The following is a 16955-nucleotide window of genomic DNA, read 5'->3' as shown; positions in this document are numbered from 1 at the left end:
ATCTGTCATTTAAGCTGCTATGGCGTGACATTAGAGAAAGTGAATGAGGTATTGGCAGTGTTAACCATGCTTATACAATCGCTGTTGTAAGAATATAGCTTAGCCATAGGTTTAGCGTTTAAGCTCAACGGGTAAGCCTGCAACCACTAAGGTGACTTTGTCAGCGATTTTAGCAATAGCTTGGTTTAACCAACCGGCTTCATCAGCAAAACGACGGCTTAATTCCCCAAGTGGCACAATGCCTGAGCCCACTTCATTGCTGATTAATATCACCTGCGCTTCAAGAGTGGGTAAACATGCCAATAACGCCTGCTTTTGCTGTTGCCATAATTCATCAACACCATCACGGTGGGTCTCTTCACTGGCCACAAGATGATTAGTTAAATACAGCGTGAGGCAATCGACAAACAATACCGTATTCGGGGAGTCATATTTAACTAAGGTATGGGCAATGGCTAGCGGCGTTTCAACCAGCTGCCAATCAATATTTGAGTTATCTCTGTCTTGTTGGTGACGTAAAATTCGCTGCTTCATCTCATCATCAAGTGCGGTGGCGGTGGCGATATAGACGCAACGATGCCCTTGCAAAGCGAAAGGCTCAGCAAGGGATTCACCATAACGGCTTTTACCTGAACGGGCACCACCAAGCACCAGATGGATCATGCAGTTTTTCCTTTATTAACATTCATCTAAGCTAAAATTTTTACTTCAAAAATTTAATTTAGCCCTATGACTAAAATTGCGCCATAACACAGTAGTTCAGCAATCTGTTGTGCAGCGCCTAACGTGTCACCGGTATAGCCGCCAATTTGACGATTACCGCCCCATATCAAGGCTTGTCGTAATAACACTAATAGCAATAACAACCCAAAGGCGACTACGCCGTTTAAGCAGGCTAGTACCACAAAGCCACTTAAGCATAAAATCAATAAATCATTGATGTGCTGATGCTGCGCCAGAGGTTTTGATTTGCTGCCATCATCTTCAGTAACATATTGGCCTGAAAAGATAATGCTCCCTGCTAACACGCGGCTTAAACCATGGGCAACAACAATGGCGACGACCGCATTAATCGGGCTATAAAGGGCAATTTCGACTAACAATTGCCACTTTAATAATAGGCAAAGCACTAAGGCTAAGGTGCCATAAGTGCCTATTCTTGAATCTTTCATGATGCGCAGCTTGTCAGCAACTTTCCAGCCACCACCAAAACCATCAGCGGTATCAGCAAGGCCATCTTCATGAAAGCCTCCTGTGACTAATACGCCGGTTATCATCGCCAAGATCACCGCAACCCCATTAGGCAACACAAACTGACTCACCCAAAACACCGCTGCGCTTATGCTGCCAACAAATAACCCTATTACGCCAAAATAACGGCTAGCTTGATTAAGCTTTTCACTGTCAAACTCAACCCAAGCTGGCACAGGGATTCGAGTGAAGAAACTTAACGCAATAAGCAATAAATTCAGTTGTTTTTTTAGTGTACTTCCACTTTTAGGCGCTTGATAATCAGTTTCATCAGACTGATTTTTTGCCCCCTCAGATGACGACTGTTGCTCCATGACGTTTCCTTTAATTGCCTATCACAGCTAATTGGCTATCACAGCGTTAATATTTACTGCGTTATTTACTTCTCGATTTACTTCTCGATTCGCAGCGCAATTACACCACTGACTTTACGCCGGCATTTTCAAAACTAGCCATATCATTGTAGAAGTTCACCGCCGCTTCAATGATTGGCAGTGATAGCGCAGCGCCTGTACCTTCACCTAGTCTAAACCCTAATTGCAATAATGGTTTAGCATCCATTGCGGCTAGCATTTTAATATGGCCTTGCTCATCTGATTGGTGAGCAAAAATTAAGTAATCTTTTACATCAGGGTGTAATTTAACTGCGGCTAATGCCGCTGCGGTTGCAATAAAGCCATCAATAACCACCAGCATCTTTTTCTCAGCGGCCGCTAAAATAGCGCCTGTCATTTGCACAATTTCAAAGCCGCCAACACAGGCAAGTACATTAACCGGATCGGTAAATTTACTTCTATGCAGGTTAAGCGCTACCCCCAATAACTCGGTTTTAAGAGCAAAGGCTCTATCATCAATCCCCGTACCTCGGCCGACACACTCTTTAATATCTAAGCCTAATAATGCGGCCATAATCGCCGCAGCTGACGAGGTATTGCCAATGCCCATTTCACCAAGCGCAATCAGGTTACAACCTGAATCATAGTGACGTTGCACCACTTCACTTGCATAGCTAAAGCCATCTTTAACCGCTAATAAACTCATAGCCGCTTTTTGATGAATGGCTTGAGTGCCATTGCCTAAACGATGCTGAGTAATACGAGGGTCATCAACTGGCTGCAACATGCCGCAATCAATCACTTCAAGGTTTAAACCCATTTGACGGCAAAAGACATTAATCGCAGCGCCGCCATTAGCAAAGTTAGCCACCATTTGTTGAGTAACTTCACTGGGGGCAATCGATACCCCATGAGCAGCAATACCATGATCACCAGCAAACACCAACATAGCGGGCTTATTAATACTCAGCTTATGCCTAATATTGTACTTTGGTTTCATATTAGCTTGTGGCGTTAGTTGCACTTGCGCAATCTGCATTGCTAGCGTTTCGAGTAACCCTAGCGCCCCTAGCGGCTTAGTTTTCTGATTAATTTTATGCTGTATTTGATCATCAAATTTATGACTAACTGGATCTACCGCAAACATCCCTTACTCTCCAAAACTGCAATCTCATCGACGATGACGTAATACAAAAAGAAAAAATACACTACCAATTGCGGCAGTGATAATACCTACCGGCAACTCTTGGTTGCCTAATAAACAACGGGCTAATACATCAATCCATACCATAAATATGCCGCCGACTAATGCCGTCATCATAATAGGTTGTTGCCCAGGATAGAGCAGCCGCACGGTATGAGGGATCATCAAGCCAACAAAGCCAATGCCGCCGCAACTTGCCACCAGCGTGGCGGTGATTAATGAACACAAAATAAGCATAGCTAAGCGAATTTTGGCGACGTTAACCCCTAAGGAGTGCGCCGTTTCATCCCCCGCTTGAATGGCTAATACCTGACGCTTAAAAGCTAAAATAATTAATATGCTGCAAACTACCACCACAGATGGGATAATCAGGCCTGCCCAGCTAGCTTTAGCAAAGCTGCCCAAACTCCAAAATAATACTGAAGCCGCCGCTTGAGGGCTTGAAAAATACAGTACCAAACTGGTTAGCGCGCCGAACATGAAAGAGGTGGCCACCCCAGACAATAGCATCCGCTCAACTTGGCTAGCACGACCAAAACCAGATAAACCTAATACCAACAGCACAGATAAACTCGAACCAATAAAAGCGCCAATTGGTAAACTAATGGATGACCAAGACCACCAGGCATCATTACTGAATAAGCCTGAACGTAAAATGGCATTGGCAAGATGACCAGAAGACTCTGCTAACCATTGCAGCACTAAGCCTTGGCTGCCAAAAAAGCTCAGCACTAATACCGCCCCAAATGACGCCCCAGAGCTAATACCAAATAAATAGGGATCCGCCAACGGGTTACGTGTCACCGTTTGCAATACACTGCCCGCAAGCGCCAAACCTGCGCCTGCCACAAAGGCTAAAATAATTCTTGGAAAACGCAGCTCAAACACAATCCGCTGCGTTAGTGAATCTGTTTCACCTGTACCTAATGCCAAATTAGCAAACAAGCTAACGACTTGTTCAAAACTGATATTAGCAGCGCCGAAACTTGCCGCGGCGATTGGAGTAACGAAGGTCACTATGGCAGTAACAAACAGCAGTAGCTTATGCTTAAAACTTAAACTCATCTGCTTTGCTAGCTTCACTGATTGTGTGGCATCAATGGCTGTCATTTATCGCCCTGCCCGTGGTTTGATTGGCCATGTTTTTGTTCAGAGCTTGGATATGCGTTTTGCTGCGAGCTTTGACAAGTGTTTTGATTAGCATTGTCATAATGACTTTGATAACCATAAAAGTAGGTAATTAACGGTTTACCGTGCTGTGGGTGACTTGATATTTGGCAGCAAACATCAAACACGTTCCCCAAAATGGTTTCTGTTAATACTTCATCAGGTAAACCTTGAGCGATGCACTTTCCTTGATCAAGTAACAGCAATCTATCGCACATTGCGCTGGCTAAATTAAGATCGTGAATAGAGGCAATCACGCTAATGCCAAGTTGCCTAACCAACTCAAGAATTTGGATTTGATAGCGAATATCTAAATGATTAGTCGGCTCATCAAGGATCAATAACTGCGGCTTTTGCACGATAGCCCGTGCAATTAATGCCCGCTGTTTTTCACCGCCAGATAACTGCTCATATTGCTGCAAGGCTTTGTGCTCAAGACCCACTTTAGCCAGCGCCTTGGCAATATCATCTGCATCTGCTTGGGTATTGGTTTCAAAAAGGCCTTTATGGGGCGTTAAGCCCATAGAAACCAGTTGATGGGTGGTCATATCAAAATAATGGGGTGACTCTTGCTGCACAACGGCAACCTTAGTGGCCAATTGTTTATGAGAAAAACCATTAATATTGTCGCCAAATAAGCTGATTTTGCCAGCATCAGGGGTGATATAGCGATACAAGCAGCGCAGTAAGCTGGATTTACCCGCACCATTAGGGCCAATAAGCCCTAGCATTTCACCACGTTGCAAGGCAAAACTGACTTGAGAAAGGATCTCATTGTCTGCAACTGACCAGCTTAGCTGATCAACTGTTAATGCCGCAGTAGTCAAGATACTACCCCTGCGGTTATCCAAGAGGCATGTTTAGCCACAACTGGGGTTTTAATACTGATCACGATACAAACTCCGCCTGAGTTACCCGCTCAAGTTGTTGTTAGGTGCTGCTAATTCAGCAAGAAAAACTAAGCTAGGTATCTGACTTAATGGCATTCATTAATCACTTATCTTACAAGTGATGAGATGCTATTTTACAGTTGCGGGTACAGTTCGAGCTAAACAGCATTTAGGCTAGTTCTCGATTCCCTACTCATTTAGCGAACCGCTTGATACTGGTGTTGCTTAAAGCATTTCACACAAGCACTCAACTGCAGCTAAATTGACTTAATTTGAAATTTTATTGCACTTAATAAATGCGGCTTATATTGTACGGTATATCTGCCTAAGTGAAGTTAGTTTTTTCTGCTAATTTTAGGCTAAAACTAATTATTCCAGTTTAAACGATAGACGGGTTTAGTCGATTTATCATCAGCTTCAGGCCAAAACACATCAATGGTTACCGTCGCGGCATAATCTATATTCAGTTGTCCATATAGCCCTTTACAGCGCTCAAGCCCTAACACCAAAGCGATAATATGACGGATAACTCCACCGTGAGTCACTACCAGAGCAGTGGCTGATGCTGTTGCCTTAGCACTATTAGCCTCAGCAGTATGAGCTTCAGCCAAGTTGTAAGCTTGCAAGGTTATTTGCGCAAAAGCCTGCGCCACCCTTTGTTCAAATTCAGCCATGGGCTCAGCTTGGGGCGCGCCATGCTCCCAAGGGTTATCCCAATAGGCATCTAACGCTTTAGCGCTATGCTGATAAAGCTCTGCAAAGCTTTTTCCGTCCCACAAGCCAAAATCAATTTCCTGTAATTGAGACATTATCTCAACCTGTAAAGCTAAATCAGCACTCACTTGGTTTAACTGCTGCGCTAATTCAGCGGCAAACGCATGGCAGCGCACCAAAGGCGAACTGTATAGCTGCAGTGATGGCAAACAACCTAATAGCCCTAGCTTAGCCGCACTCTGGTGCATGTTCGTTAGCCCCAAATCAGTTAGCGCCACATCGGTTTTACCCCGCAAAATACTGTCGCCCTCACATTGGCCATGGCGTAACAATATTATCTTAGCTTGCTTCATCTAAGGAGACTCCATCGGCCGTTTCAATTGGCTTATGTTTTTAGTGTGAGCAATGGGCTTGCTCTTACAATCTATTTAAACGTATTATGGACGTCTATACGTTTAAATGTCCAAACAAAATATTTTAAGATGAATTTTATTACAGGGGATTTCGCATTATTCTGCCCTATAAAAGCATAAATAAAGGTATGCTTATTTCATCTAAAACCGTTAACACAATCCACTAACTACTTAAGTTAGCGTGTTATTTAACGCTCGATTAAGTGATTAGCATAAAAGCAATTAAGGTAATACGTTATGGCGAAGTCGACTTCCTACAGTCAGGTACTTGAACAACTTACAAATACGCTAAAACAGCGCATAGTTATCCTCGATGGTGCCATGGGCACAATGATTCAAGACTACAAATTGGAAGAACAAGACTACCGTGGTGAGCGTTTTAAAGACTGGCACTGTGACGTAAAAGGCAACAACGACATGTTGGTGCTAAGCCAACGCCAAATCATTAAAGATATCCACACTAAATACCTGTTAGCGGGTGCTGACATTATTGAAACCAATACCTTTAATGCCACCACGATTGCTATGGCCGATTACGACATGCAGTCGTTGTCAGCAGAAATTAACCTTGAAGGGGCTAAAGTTGCCCGTGAAGCCGCTGATGACATTACTGCGCAAACGGGTGTTAAACGCTATGTTGCAGGAGTGCTTGGGCCAACCAACCGCACTTGCTCTATCAGCCCAGATGTGAACGACCCCAGTTTTCGTAATATCAGCTTTGATGAGTTAGTCGAAGCCTATGTTGAATCAACCCGTGCATTAATTGATGGCGGCGCAGATATCATCATGGTCGAAACCATCTTTGATACCCTCAACGCCAAAGCCGCATTATTTGCCATCGAATTAGTGTTTGATCAAATTGGTGATCGTCTACCTGTGATGATTTCAGGCACCATTACTGATGCTTCAGGTCGTACCCTAACTGGGCAAACCACCGAAGGCTTTTACAACTCACTGCGCCATATCAAACCATTATCCATTGGCCTTAACTGCGCCCTTGGCCCAAAAGAGTTGCGTCCCTACGTTGAAGAGTTATCACGGATTGCAGAATGTTATGTTTCTGCCCACCCTAACGCTGGCTTACCTAATGAGTTTGGTGGTTACGATGAAACCCCAGAAGAAATGGCCGAAGTGATCAGTGATTGGGCACGGGAAGGCATGCTCAATATTGTGGGTGGCTGTTGTGGTAGTACACCAGCGCACATTAGTGTTATTCGCGATGCCGTTATCAGCCATGAGCCACGTGTCATACCTGATATTCCCGTTGCCTGTCGCTTATCAGGGCTTGAGCCATTAACCATTGATGGCAACTCATTATTTGTTAACGTCGGCGAGCGTGCCAACGTTACAGGTTCAGCCAAGTTCCTGCGGTTAATCAAAGAAGAAAAGTTTGAAGAGGCCCTAGATGTCGTGCGTGAGCAAGTTGAAAACGGCGCACAAATCATCGATGTCAACATGGATGAAGGTATGCTTGATGGCGTCGAGTCGATGAAAAAGTTCTTGAACTTAATCGCCTCAGAGCCTGATATTTCCCGCGTGCCTATTATGATTGACTCATCAAAATGGGACGTCATTGAAGCAGGCCTTAAGTGCGTGCAGGGTAAGTCGATTGTTAACTCCATTTCGATGAAAGAAGGTGAACAAGCCTTTATTCAGCAAGCCACCTTAGTGAAACGCTATGGCGCAGCCGCCATTGTGATGGCATTTGATGAAGATGGCCAAGCCGATACCCGCGCCCGTAAAACCGAAATCTGTACCCGCGCCTATCGCATACTGGTTGATGTGGTTGGCTTTGCCCCAGAAGACATCATTTTCGACCCGAATATATTTGCCATTGCCACCGGCATTGACGAGCACGATAACTACGCCGTCGATTTTATTGAGTCCATTAAAGACATTAAAGCCACTCTACCCCATGCGATGATTTCTGGCGGTGTGTCAAACGTCTCGTTCTCGTTTCGTGGTAACAACCCAGTCCGCGAAGCCATTCATGCGGTGTTTTTATACCACGCGATACAAGCGGGCATGGACATGGGTATCGTTAACGCAGGTCAGTTAGCCATATTTGATGACATCGACAAAGACTTAAAAGAAAAAGTCGAAAATGTGGTACTGAATTTACCTTGCCCCGTTGCCGACTCAAGCAATACTGAGCAACTACTAGATGTTGCTGAGCGTTTTCGTGGTGACGGCAAACAAGTGGCTAAAAAGGAAGACTTAGCTTGGCGCAGCCTGCCAGTTAATGAGCGCTTATCCCACGCCTTAGTGAAAGGCATTACTGAGTTTATCGACCAAGACACCGAAGAAGCGCGCGCCGCTGCCACCCGCCCACTTGATGTGATTGAAGGGCCATTAATGGATGGGATGAACGTGGTCGGTGACTTATTTGGCTCAGGCAAAATGTTTCTGCCGCAAGTCGTTAAATCAGCGCGGGTAATGAAAAAAGCCGTGGCTTATTTAAACCCATACATTGAAGCGGAAAAAGTTGAAGGTCAATCAAACGGTAAAATTTTAATGGTTACCGTTAAAGGTGACGTGCACGATATCGGTAAAAACATTGTCGGCGTGGTGCTAGCCTGTAATGGCTTTGAAGTGTTCGACCTAGGCGTCATGGTGTCAGTTGAAAAAATCCTCGAAGCCGTAAAAGAGCACAATATTGATATTATTGGTATGTCAGGGCTTATTACCCCAAGCCTTGATGAAATGGTACATAACGTCAAAACCTTCCACCGAGAAGGGTTAACCATTCCGGCGATTATTGGTGGTGCAACCTGCTCGAAAATTCATACCGCAGTAAAAATTGCCCCACATTATCCACATGGTGCAATTTACATTGCCGATGCCTCGCGCGCAGTGCCTATGGTGTCAAAACTGGTAAATAACGACACTCGCCAGCCCACCATTGATGCAACCTATGCTGAATACGACATCATGCGTGAAAAGCGGTTATCACAAACCAAACGCAAAACCATAGTGTCAATTGACGCTGCCCGTGAAAACCGCTGTAAACACGATTGGGATAACTACACCCCATTTAAACCGAACAAATTGGGCCGCCAAGTATTTGATGATTACCCACTAGAAGATCTAGTGGATCGCATCGATTGGACGCCGTTTTTCAGAAGCTGGGAGCTGCATGGTCACTTCCCTGAAATTTTAGATGACAAAATTGTCGGTGAAGAAGCCCGTAAGCTCTATGCCGATGGTAAAGCCATGCTTGCAACCATCATCAGTGAAAAATGGCTTACTGCCAAAGCGGTCATTGGCTTATTCCCTGCCAATACCGTCAACCATGACGACATTGAGCTATACACAGATGAAACACGCACCACGGTTGAAATGACCACCCATCACTTGCGGATGCAGCTTGAACGTGTGGGCAATGACAACTTCTGTTTATCTGATTTTGTCGCGCCAAAAGACTCAGGCGTCGCCGACTACATGGGCGGCTTTGCTGTTACCGCAGGCCACGGCATTGACGAACATATCGCCCGCTTTGAAGCCAACCACGATGACTACAACGCCATTATGCTTAAGTGCCTAGCCGACCGTTTAGCTGAAGCCTTTGCAGAGCGTATGCATGAACGGGTACGAAAAGAGTTTTGGGGTTACGCTGCAGATGAAGTATTGGATAACGAAGCCCTTATTCGTGAAAAATACAAAGGTATTCGCCCAGCACCTGGTTACCCAGCCTGTCCTGATCATACTGAAAAAGGCTTGTTATGGGATTTACTAAAACCCGATGAAACGATTGACCTTAATATCACTGAAAGTTATGCCATGTTCCCAACCGCTGCGGTATCAGGTTGGTACTTTGCTCACCCGAAATCACGTTACTTTGGGGTGACCAATATTGGCCGCGATCAAGTTGAGGATTATGCCAAGCGTAAAGGCATGACATTGGCTGAAGCGGAGAAGTGGTTGGCACCCGTTTTGGATTATGACCCTGAGTAAGAGTGACCCTGAATAGAGAGTGATGTTGAGTAATCACTGGTTACTCTTTATTAGGATTCCAAACTTCGTTTGGATGTAGATCGCAGGGTTCCACCCTGCACTGGCCAAGATGGGGATCAACAGCAATCCCCCTCTTGAATCACCCCTGCCGCCCCAACCAAGTTGTGCTTTCAAAGCGAATAAGCCTCATACTCCAATCCTCATGTTAAAAATAAGACCTAACGGCTCAGACGGGACATCCATGTCCCCCTGAGCCTTAGCCATCATCTGATAGGCAGGATGCCTGAATGTCTTGAAGTGCATGGATGCACGAGAAAGACCATGATGGCTATACGGTATTTTTATCTACGTATTTCAGCAACTTGGAATGGGGGTAGTTGGAGACTGCGGCGGTGTTTGGATTAGTTTATTCTGACCCACCATTAACTATGGGTGTCTATGTACTTACATCTCGTTACACAACGAACGGCTTATAGAAACTATCATGGTCGGAATCGTCAACACTTTCACCCCACTTATCTTTCAATGCCTTATTGAGCGATCTCTGCGTTAGATTGTAATCAGCATGATTCTTAAATGTGCATTTTTTAAGTAATGAAAAGTCAAACAGAGGAGTTAAGTCAAAGTCTTCAACCAAGGTATTGCCAAAGCCAAACCATTGTAGTTGTTGCATATGCCTAAATGCTGATAAGCTTCTAATTGGCCTACACTTAATCAGTTCAAGTGAAAAGATAGCATGACAGTTTTGGAGTGCGTTGTAAGACTCTATTGCTTTGGTACTGATGAATTCAAGACATCGAAGTTCTTTAGCGTCTAGCAATGCATTAATACAGGTTAATTTAGGGGATCTATCAATCATCAGCCACTGTAAATTTTGACACTGTAACCCATTAAGCGTCGTTAACTTTAGAGCATCGACTAGTCTTACTTTTTCAAGCTTTGATAGATTAGATAGCAGACTAAAGTCCACTTCTGACCAATTATTGATTCTTAACTGCTTCAAACTATATAGCTGACTGATTGAACTTTTAAAGCAGTTACCTTGAAACTGTAAAACCTCCAGCTTTTTAAAACAGCTAATGTCGAAATCAAGGTTTTTGTCACCACTTACTCTTAACACCTTCAAATTTTTAAGGGCAGCAAGAGACTTCCAGTCAACATTCTGCGCTGAAACCCTCAATTTTTGAATGCTATCGCTAAAGGAATGAATAAAACTCAGCGAGCCAAAATCACCAACATCTAATGTTAATGCTGTTATATTTCTATCTTTAATATCTGCCAGCAGCGCTTCAGTGACTGAGCCTTTTATATATAGATTAACTCCTTCTTTGTTATGATTATCTACATATAAGTCATGGACATTGGGAATTCTTGTTTTCATATTCATCACTTTCAAAAGTCTAATGTACTTTCTTACACTATCAAGTTGCGCACCGCTTGGCACGGTATTGAAGAAGAACCTCAGCTGATCTGAAACATTAGCATCTTCTGCAGTTACTTGGTATTGATATTGATTATTAACACTTGCCGTTGTTATCAACTTTTTCAAATAAGTGGGGCCAGAGTAAACTTAATCTAAACCCCATCAATTCAAATGAAGTCAGACGCTGGATAATTCCCCGTTGGAAGTTGCCGATGTGTATGCAGATAAATAGCGTAAACCTGACATGGATGTCAGGTTAGCTTTCGCGGGGCATGGATGCCCCATCGGAAACGTTAGCTATTTTCAAAATACACTGAGGATGACAACTTCGTCGGGGCTGCGGGGTGTTCCAAGAGGGTGTCGCAGTTCACACCCTTTTGGTCTGGTGTGGGCGAAGCGCCACGACTTACCTTGGCCGCAAGGCCATTAAAATCAACACGTGGCAACACGTGGGATCAGAGTAAACTAAATCCTGATCTCACCCAAATGAGTCTGACACGAAATAATCTCCCTGTTGGAAATCATTCGCTTTTAAGAATATTCGCTGGGGCGCTGCTGGATTGGGGATCCCTCAGACTCTGACCCAGCATATTTAGAGGTCATTTGGGATGCTGTTGAAAAAATGCATCAAAGTCGGCCTCCTGCAGATGTCACTTCCTACCCTAATAATATCACCACTGATTAAGCTATTTTTTTGTATTTGCGGTTTGCCAATTAAGAGTTAGCTAAACTCACTACTTAGGTGGTTAAAATGACTAACTGTTTATTTATCACACAGATGCAAATTAAATATGTTTTGATTTGCTTTTGATTAAAACTATTTAAAATCATTTTAAATTAGTCAGTTAAGCGATTATTTCAAACTTGGCACGCAGCTTGTAATAACCTAGGTGTACCCCATAATTGAAAAGGAAGACACCATGTTTAACTCAACCTCAAATACAAATTTAGTAGCTCGTTCAGCATCTACAAAAACTAACCGTACATTTAAAAAATTAGCGTTAATTGCCGTTATTGCAACAGCAAGTATTGGCGCTCAAGCGAATGAATTGAGTAGTGCTGATGTCGTGAGTGCATTAGAAACACGTTTTACTGAAGCAACCACAGAAATGCTACAAACTGCGAAACAAGAAATTACTTTGAATCTGCATAGTAAAATCGCAGAGCAACTATTTGAGCTAAGTACCTCTCTTGAGTTGACTGAATCAGTAACAGAGCCAGATACAGCATTAGTAAGTAATGAGGACTAATGAATGGATTTAATGATGTTACTTAATTTAGCAGACCCATTAACCACAATGCTTCTGCTTCCCGTTATCAGCTTTATTGTGTGTTCGTTGTTGATATGCGGGTTGCAGTGGTACCAATTTAAAAGCGTCAATGCTATTTCCAAAGAGTTTGTTTCACTGGAGATGGCGGGAGAAACAGCATGAACTTAACTGATGTAGAAAAGTGTTTAAAAGCAGATGACAGCCTAAATCTAATAATAATTTCGTAAATATGTAACAACCATTTTGTCTAAAAATCACTTAATAGCAGGTTCATACGCCTTGTTGACGTGCTTGTAATTGTTAATTCATCCTGTATAAACTTGAGCTTTCACAGTTTATAAAATCATTAGCACTGTGCTCAATTAAAAGGTCTAAATCGGAGCTCATAAATTCAAGGTGACACTGAAAGACATAAACAAAATCAGAATAACTAACTATTTACCTTGGGCAACCCGCACTGACCAGCCACACTTTTTATGCCTAACGTTTAGCCTTTTAGGTATCGGTTATTATTCTAAAATCGCAGCTTCATGGTTATCAATTGCCTGCCGCAGGCCTTCATGAAAGCACAGCTGTGATACGCTGCAAGTTCATCCAATAAAGCTCCGCCATAACAAATAACATCCATCATGTTAAACGGCCTGTTCGACATCCATACCTCTCGCCCAGAGCGTTTCGCACAGTGAAACTTCGCCATCTCATGGACGGTCACCGCCGCGCTTACACCTGATATTCTATCTCTTCGATTTAGGTTTATTTTAAGCAACGAAAAATTTCACTCTGAGCCTGAAAGATCCTAACGAATTTATTGAGTTATGGAAAAAATACTTTAAATAAGGTATTGTTTCAGAATTGAAAGCAATGTTGGCAATCGGTAGGCGAATGGTTTCAATGGTAGGGTGGCCCAGTTGGGATAACTCAACAAATATGTCCACCGCTCACAAAAATACCTTAAAAATAAATTTTACAATTACCATATTAATTAATAGCTAAAATTAATAAATTACGATCTATTTTATGCTAAAAAATTCAACATTGAATATTCAATAGTAAGCCCAATTATCGCTCTCTGGGTCATTATTTACATATTAAAATTAAAAGAGAAAAAAATGAAAAAAAGGAATATTTTCACATTTTCGGTCATGGCATTGTTTTGCTTTCATGCACCGACATTTGCAACAGGGTTAGATGCAACCTCTGCATCTAAAAATACTTCAATAGAGTCCACACAAACCTTCTTAAAACGTAAAGTTGCTATAGCAAGATTTTCCAATGAAACCCAAGCAGCAAACAGTTTCCTAGTTGACAGTTCAAACAATCGAATAGGTAAGCAAGCAGCTGATATTCTGAGTGCACGACTTGCTGATACAAATAAATTTATCATGTTTGAGCGCCTTGATAATGAAGAGGTCAACTCGGAGAACATATTAAAAGGTATAAGCGACAGCGGTGTTTCTGTTGATTATTTAATCGTTGGTTCAGTCAGTGAATTTGGCCGTTCAGCAGAAAGCACTACGGGTTTATTCTCCCAATCAAAATTACAAAAAGCATATACCAAAGTGAATGTACGCCTAGTTGATGTTGTAACAGGAAGAATTATAAGCTCTGTTGAAGGCGCTGGCGAAGCGACAACAGAAACGAAGAAAACCCTTGGTGCAGGTACTTCAGCTGCATTTGATCAAAGCTTGACTGACAAAGCATTGTCACAAGCCATTTCTCAAATGATAAGCAACCTCGTAGAAAACATGACGGCTAAACCATGGAAATCATTTTTCTTATCAAATGAAGATGGCACGTTAATCATTTCTGGTGGTGAAGCTCAAGGGCTTACAGCAGGAATGGAATTGGTCATTTACCAAAATGGAAAGCAAGTCAAAAATCCTCAAAGCGGTGGTGTGATTACTTTACCAGGGAAAAAAATCGGCAAGGTAACAGTCCAATCAACCTATGGTAACGATGAATTTGAACAGATCTCTTTTGTCGATATTGTTGAAGGTAGCATTACTGATGAGCTATCAAAATATTACCTTTCAGATAAATAACTCGAGGCTTTCATGAGAACACTAATATTTATTTTCCTAAGTTTTTTTCTAATGGCATGTGGTTCTAACGTCCAGCGAAGCCAAACAGGCCTAGAGCATGAACAGCAGGTCGTCATTATTGCAGATGTTTTAGTTGGCAATTCAATCACGGTAGCCAACATCAATAATCACATGATTAATGGCAGTGATTTAACCCCATATTCTACGGGTGTTGTAGGTGCTGCTGACGCTGAAGATGAAAACCGTCAAATCCTCATTATCAAATTAGATAAAGGTTCACATAAGTTGTTAATTAAGAACTCAGCTGGAACCATACTTTACTCTAAAGATATCTACCTTGCAGATGGTCAAGTACGAACCATCAGATTTTAAAAGGAAATCAATAAATGCTAACTAAAACAAAATATTTATTCATTATTGCCATAACATTCATGTTTACAGGCTGTGCTTCGGTAACCGAAAGTGGCTACTACTGGGGAAGCTATTCTGAAACTTATTATGAATACATTAAAGCGCCTTCAGAGCAAAGTGTCACCAACCATCTCAATGAACTCAATGACATTGTTAATGTGTCAGAGAAAAAAGGCTTAAAGGTACCGCCAGGGATATATGCAGAAATAGGCTACATTACTGCTAAGCGAGGAGACAAGGATAGCAGTATCAATTATTACCGCCAAGAAGCTGAATTGTACCCAGAATCCAAAGGCTTTATTGAACGTCTAATAACAGATCAAAAATAGGAATGAACATGCGCATATTAATTTCAATTACTCTTGTTTTTCTCATGACTGGTTGTGCAGCGACTACGACGACTAAGGAAGCTGCATTTCCCGAAATGTATTCTGATGTGAATCGTCAAACAATGTTAATCGTGCCCGTTATTAATGAAACAACAGCCGCTGAAGCACCAGATTTTCTAAATGCAACAGTTGCCCAACCTCTAGCCGATAAAGGCTATTATGTTTTACCTGTACCTATTGTAAGCAATATTTTCAAGGAAGCAGGAATCATTGATGGCACACAACTACAAGGGATCCCTTTTTCTACTTACAAAGATAAGTTTGGCGCTGAGTCTGTACTATTTATTAAGCTGAAAACATGGGAAACCAATTACATGGTCATTGCTGGCAATGTGACTGTTGGTATGGAATACGTACTAGTTTCAGCAGAAACAAATAACGTTTTATGGTCGTACCAAAACACATTCGTGTTAGATACTTCTGGCTCTTCAGGCAATTTAATTGCCGACATCATCGTTACAGCAATCGCCACAGCAGCAACTGATTACGTACCAGTGGCAAGACGGGTTCACGCCAACGCCGTAACAACTCTTCCTGTAGGTAAATACCACCCTAATTACTTAAAAGATGGAAAAGTAAAAAATGTTATCCCAGAACTCGCCACAGCCCCAGTAGAGAGATTCTAACGAGAGCCACAAAGTGACCAATCAATAGGTCGATATAGAATAAACATAGTTCCCTAAAACAAAAGGCGACCCTAAGGTCGCTTTTTTAATATTTAAATGCCAACCAAAGCCAGCTACCCTGCTTGAATGCTAGAAGAGTGATTAGATTGTTCGCTATTTTCAAAATACACTGAGGATGACTGATGTGAAGTGGTCAAGTTAATCACCTATCAAAAAAGCATTTGTAAATCCGCTAGCCTTTGCCTAGATACCTTAAAAGCTTATTAGATTTTGGCTTTATTTTCGTTTTGTGAACTATGCACCTTTGTTCAGCGCACACTTGTACCCATAATGCCTTATCAGCGATATTGACCATTGGAGTTTGCGATGCAACAGATTAATTGCCCACAGTGCAGCCAAAAAATCGACCTTAACCAAGTGACTTGCCCACAATGTCATGCCGCGCTAGGTTTAGATGCCCTCGGTGGCGTCGACCCAGATGTTCGCATCAAAAATCAGAAGCTTGCAATATGGTTTAGTGTGCTGTTTGGAGGCTTAGGTTTGCATAAATTCTATTTAGGTCAGTATCTCAAGGGTAGCTTGTACTTAGTGTTTAGCTGGACACTGGTGCCTATGGTAGCTGGCTGGGTTGATGCGATTCGCACCTTGAAAATGAGTCCATTTAGTTTTCAGCAGCGTTACTCACGTAAAGCGAGTCAGTACTCCGCTTAACTAAAACTAGCTTATCCTCCTAAATGAGTAGGGAGTTGCATATTGCTCCCTATTTATAAAACTCGATTTATAAAATCCTATTGAATAGCTTCCTATTAATAATGCCACAGTCTCGTGAGCTTTAATGATTTAAGACGTCAACGATGACATCGCT

The 16955-nt window shown here is 42.5% G+C and carries 14 protein-coding genes and 1 riboswitch; of the genes, 7 read left to right on the top strand and 7 right to left on the bottom strand.

What is annotated here, in order from left to right:
- Positions 1 to 111: 111 nt before the first annotated feature.
- The 6 genes from cobU to AB4140_RS02010 all read right to left on the bottom strand — a co-directional run bounded on the left by cobU (position 112) and on the right by AB4140_RS02010 (position 5914).
- Complete coding sequence (gene cobU, locus AB4140_RS02035) at positions 112 to 663, bottom strand: bifunctional adenosylcobinamide kinase/adenosylcobinamide-phosphate guanylyltransferase (protein WP_102438667.1); 552 nt, start codon at positions 661 to 663, stop codon at positions 112 to 114.
- A gap of 53 nt (positions 664 to 716) precedes the next feature.
- Positions 717 to 1565, bottom strand: coding sequence for an adenosylcobinamide-GDP ribazoletransferase (locus tag AB4140_RS02030; protein ID WP_102476302.1), 849 nt, complete (start codon positions 1563 to 1565; stop codon positions 717 to 719).
- Between the two features lie 100 nt (positions 1566 to 1665).
- Positions 1666 to 2733 carry a nicotinate-nucleotide--dimethylbenzimidazole phosphoribosyltransferase gene (cobT, locus tag AB4140_RS02025; RefSeq protein WP_102438672.1) on the bottom strand — a complete coding sequence of 356 codons (1068 nt, stop codon included), beginning with the start codon at positions 2731 to 2733 and terminating at the stop codon, positions 1666 to 1668.
- 24 nt (positions 2734 to 2757) lie between these two features.
- On the bottom strand, positions 2758 to 3900 hold the full coding sequence (locus tag AB4140_RS02020; protein WP_371999588.1) for a FecCD family ABC transporter permease: 1143 nt from the start codon (positions 3898 to 3900) through the stop codon (positions 2758 to 2760).
- Positions 3897 to 4784, bottom strand: a complete 888-nt coding sequence (locus tag AB4140_RS02015) for an ABC transporter ATP-binding protein (protein ID WP_102438676.1) — start codon at positions 4782 to 4784, stop codon at positions 3897 to 3899. Before AB4140_RS02015 ends, AB4140_RS02020 begins: the two co-directional genes overlap by 4 nt.
- A 117-nt stretch (positions 4785 to 4901) precedes the next feature.
- A riboswitch (cobalamin riboswitch) is annotated at positions 4902 to 5074 on the bottom strand.
- A gap of 138 nt (positions 5075 to 5212) precedes the next feature.
- Positions 5213 to 5914, bottom strand: coding sequence for a histidine phosphatase family protein (locus AB4140_RS02010; RefSeq protein ID WP_102520145.1), 702 nt, complete (start codon positions 5912 to 5914; stop codon positions 5213 to 5215).
- Between the two features lie 297 nt (positions 5915 to 6211).
- On the opposite strand from AB4140_RS02010, the gene metH reads away from it, so the two are divergent.
- On the top strand, positions 6212 to 9928 hold the full coding sequence (gene metH, locus AB4140_RS02005; RefSeq protein ID WP_371999586.1) for a methionine synthase: 3717 nt from the start codon (positions 6212 to 6214) through the stop codon (positions 9926 to 9928).
- A 454-nt stretch (positions 9929 to 10382) separates the two neighbouring features.
- Here the strand turns inward: metH and AB4140_RS02000 are convergent, their stop codons facing one another.
- On the bottom strand, positions 10383 to 11477 hold the full coding sequence (locus tag AB4140_RS02000) for a hypothetical protein (protein ID WP_303411611.1): 1095 nt from the start codon (positions 11475 to 11477) through the stop codon (positions 10383 to 10385).
- Positions 11478 to 12271: 794 nt separating this feature from the next.
- Here AB4140_RS02000 and AB4140_RS01995 point away from each other — a divergent pair.
- From AB4140_RS01995 to AB4140_RS01970, 6 genes are all read left to right on the top strand, one after another.
- Positions 12272 to 12601: a hypothetical protein gene (locus AB4140_RS01995; RefSeq protein ID WP_102438692.1), complete on the top strand. Its 330-nt coding sequence runs from the start codon at positions 12272 to 12274 to the stop codon at positions 12599 to 12601.
- 1130 nt (positions 12602 to 13731) lie between these two features.
- Positions 13732 to 14664 (top strand): CsgG/HfaB family protein, encoded by a 933-nt coding sequence (locus AB4140_RS01990; RefSeq protein ID WP_102440485.1) that lies wholly within the window; start codon positions 13732 to 13734, stop codon positions 14662 to 14664.
- 12 nt (positions 14665 to 14676) lie between these two features.
- Entirely contained in the window at positions 14677 to 15036 is a 360-nt protein-coding gene (locus AB4140_RS01985; RefSeq protein ID WP_133149399.1) for a hypothetical protein, read from the top strand.
- 14 nt (positions 15037 to 15050) lie between these two features.
- Entirely contained in the window at positions 15051 to 15404 is a 354-nt protein-coding gene (locus AB4140_RS01980) for a DUF4810 domain-containing protein (RefSeq protein WP_102440483.1), read from the top strand.
- 8 nt (positions 15405 to 15412) lie between these two features.
- Complete coding sequence (locus tag AB4140_RS01975) at positions 15413 to 16090, top strand: GNA1162 family protein (RefSeq protein WP_198589318.1); 678 nt, start codon at positions 15413 to 15415, stop codon at positions 16088 to 16090.
- A gap of 366 nt (positions 16091 to 16456) precedes the next feature.
- Complete coding sequence (locus tag AB4140_RS01970) at positions 16457 to 16801, top strand: TM2 domain-containing protein (RefSeq protein WP_102440481.1); 345 nt, start codon at positions 16457 to 16459, stop codon at positions 16799 to 16801.
- The last annotated feature ends 154 nt before the right edge of the window (positions 16802 to 16955 follow it).

The sequence above is a fragment of the Shewanella sp. 10N.286.51.B2 genome, assembly GCF_041469265.1.
GTDB lineage: Bacteria > Pseudomonadota > Gammaproteobacteria > Enterobacterales > Shewanellaceae > Shewanella.
Note: the sequence above shows the minus strand (reverse complement) of the source record. Positions and strands in the feature narration are given on the sequence as shown.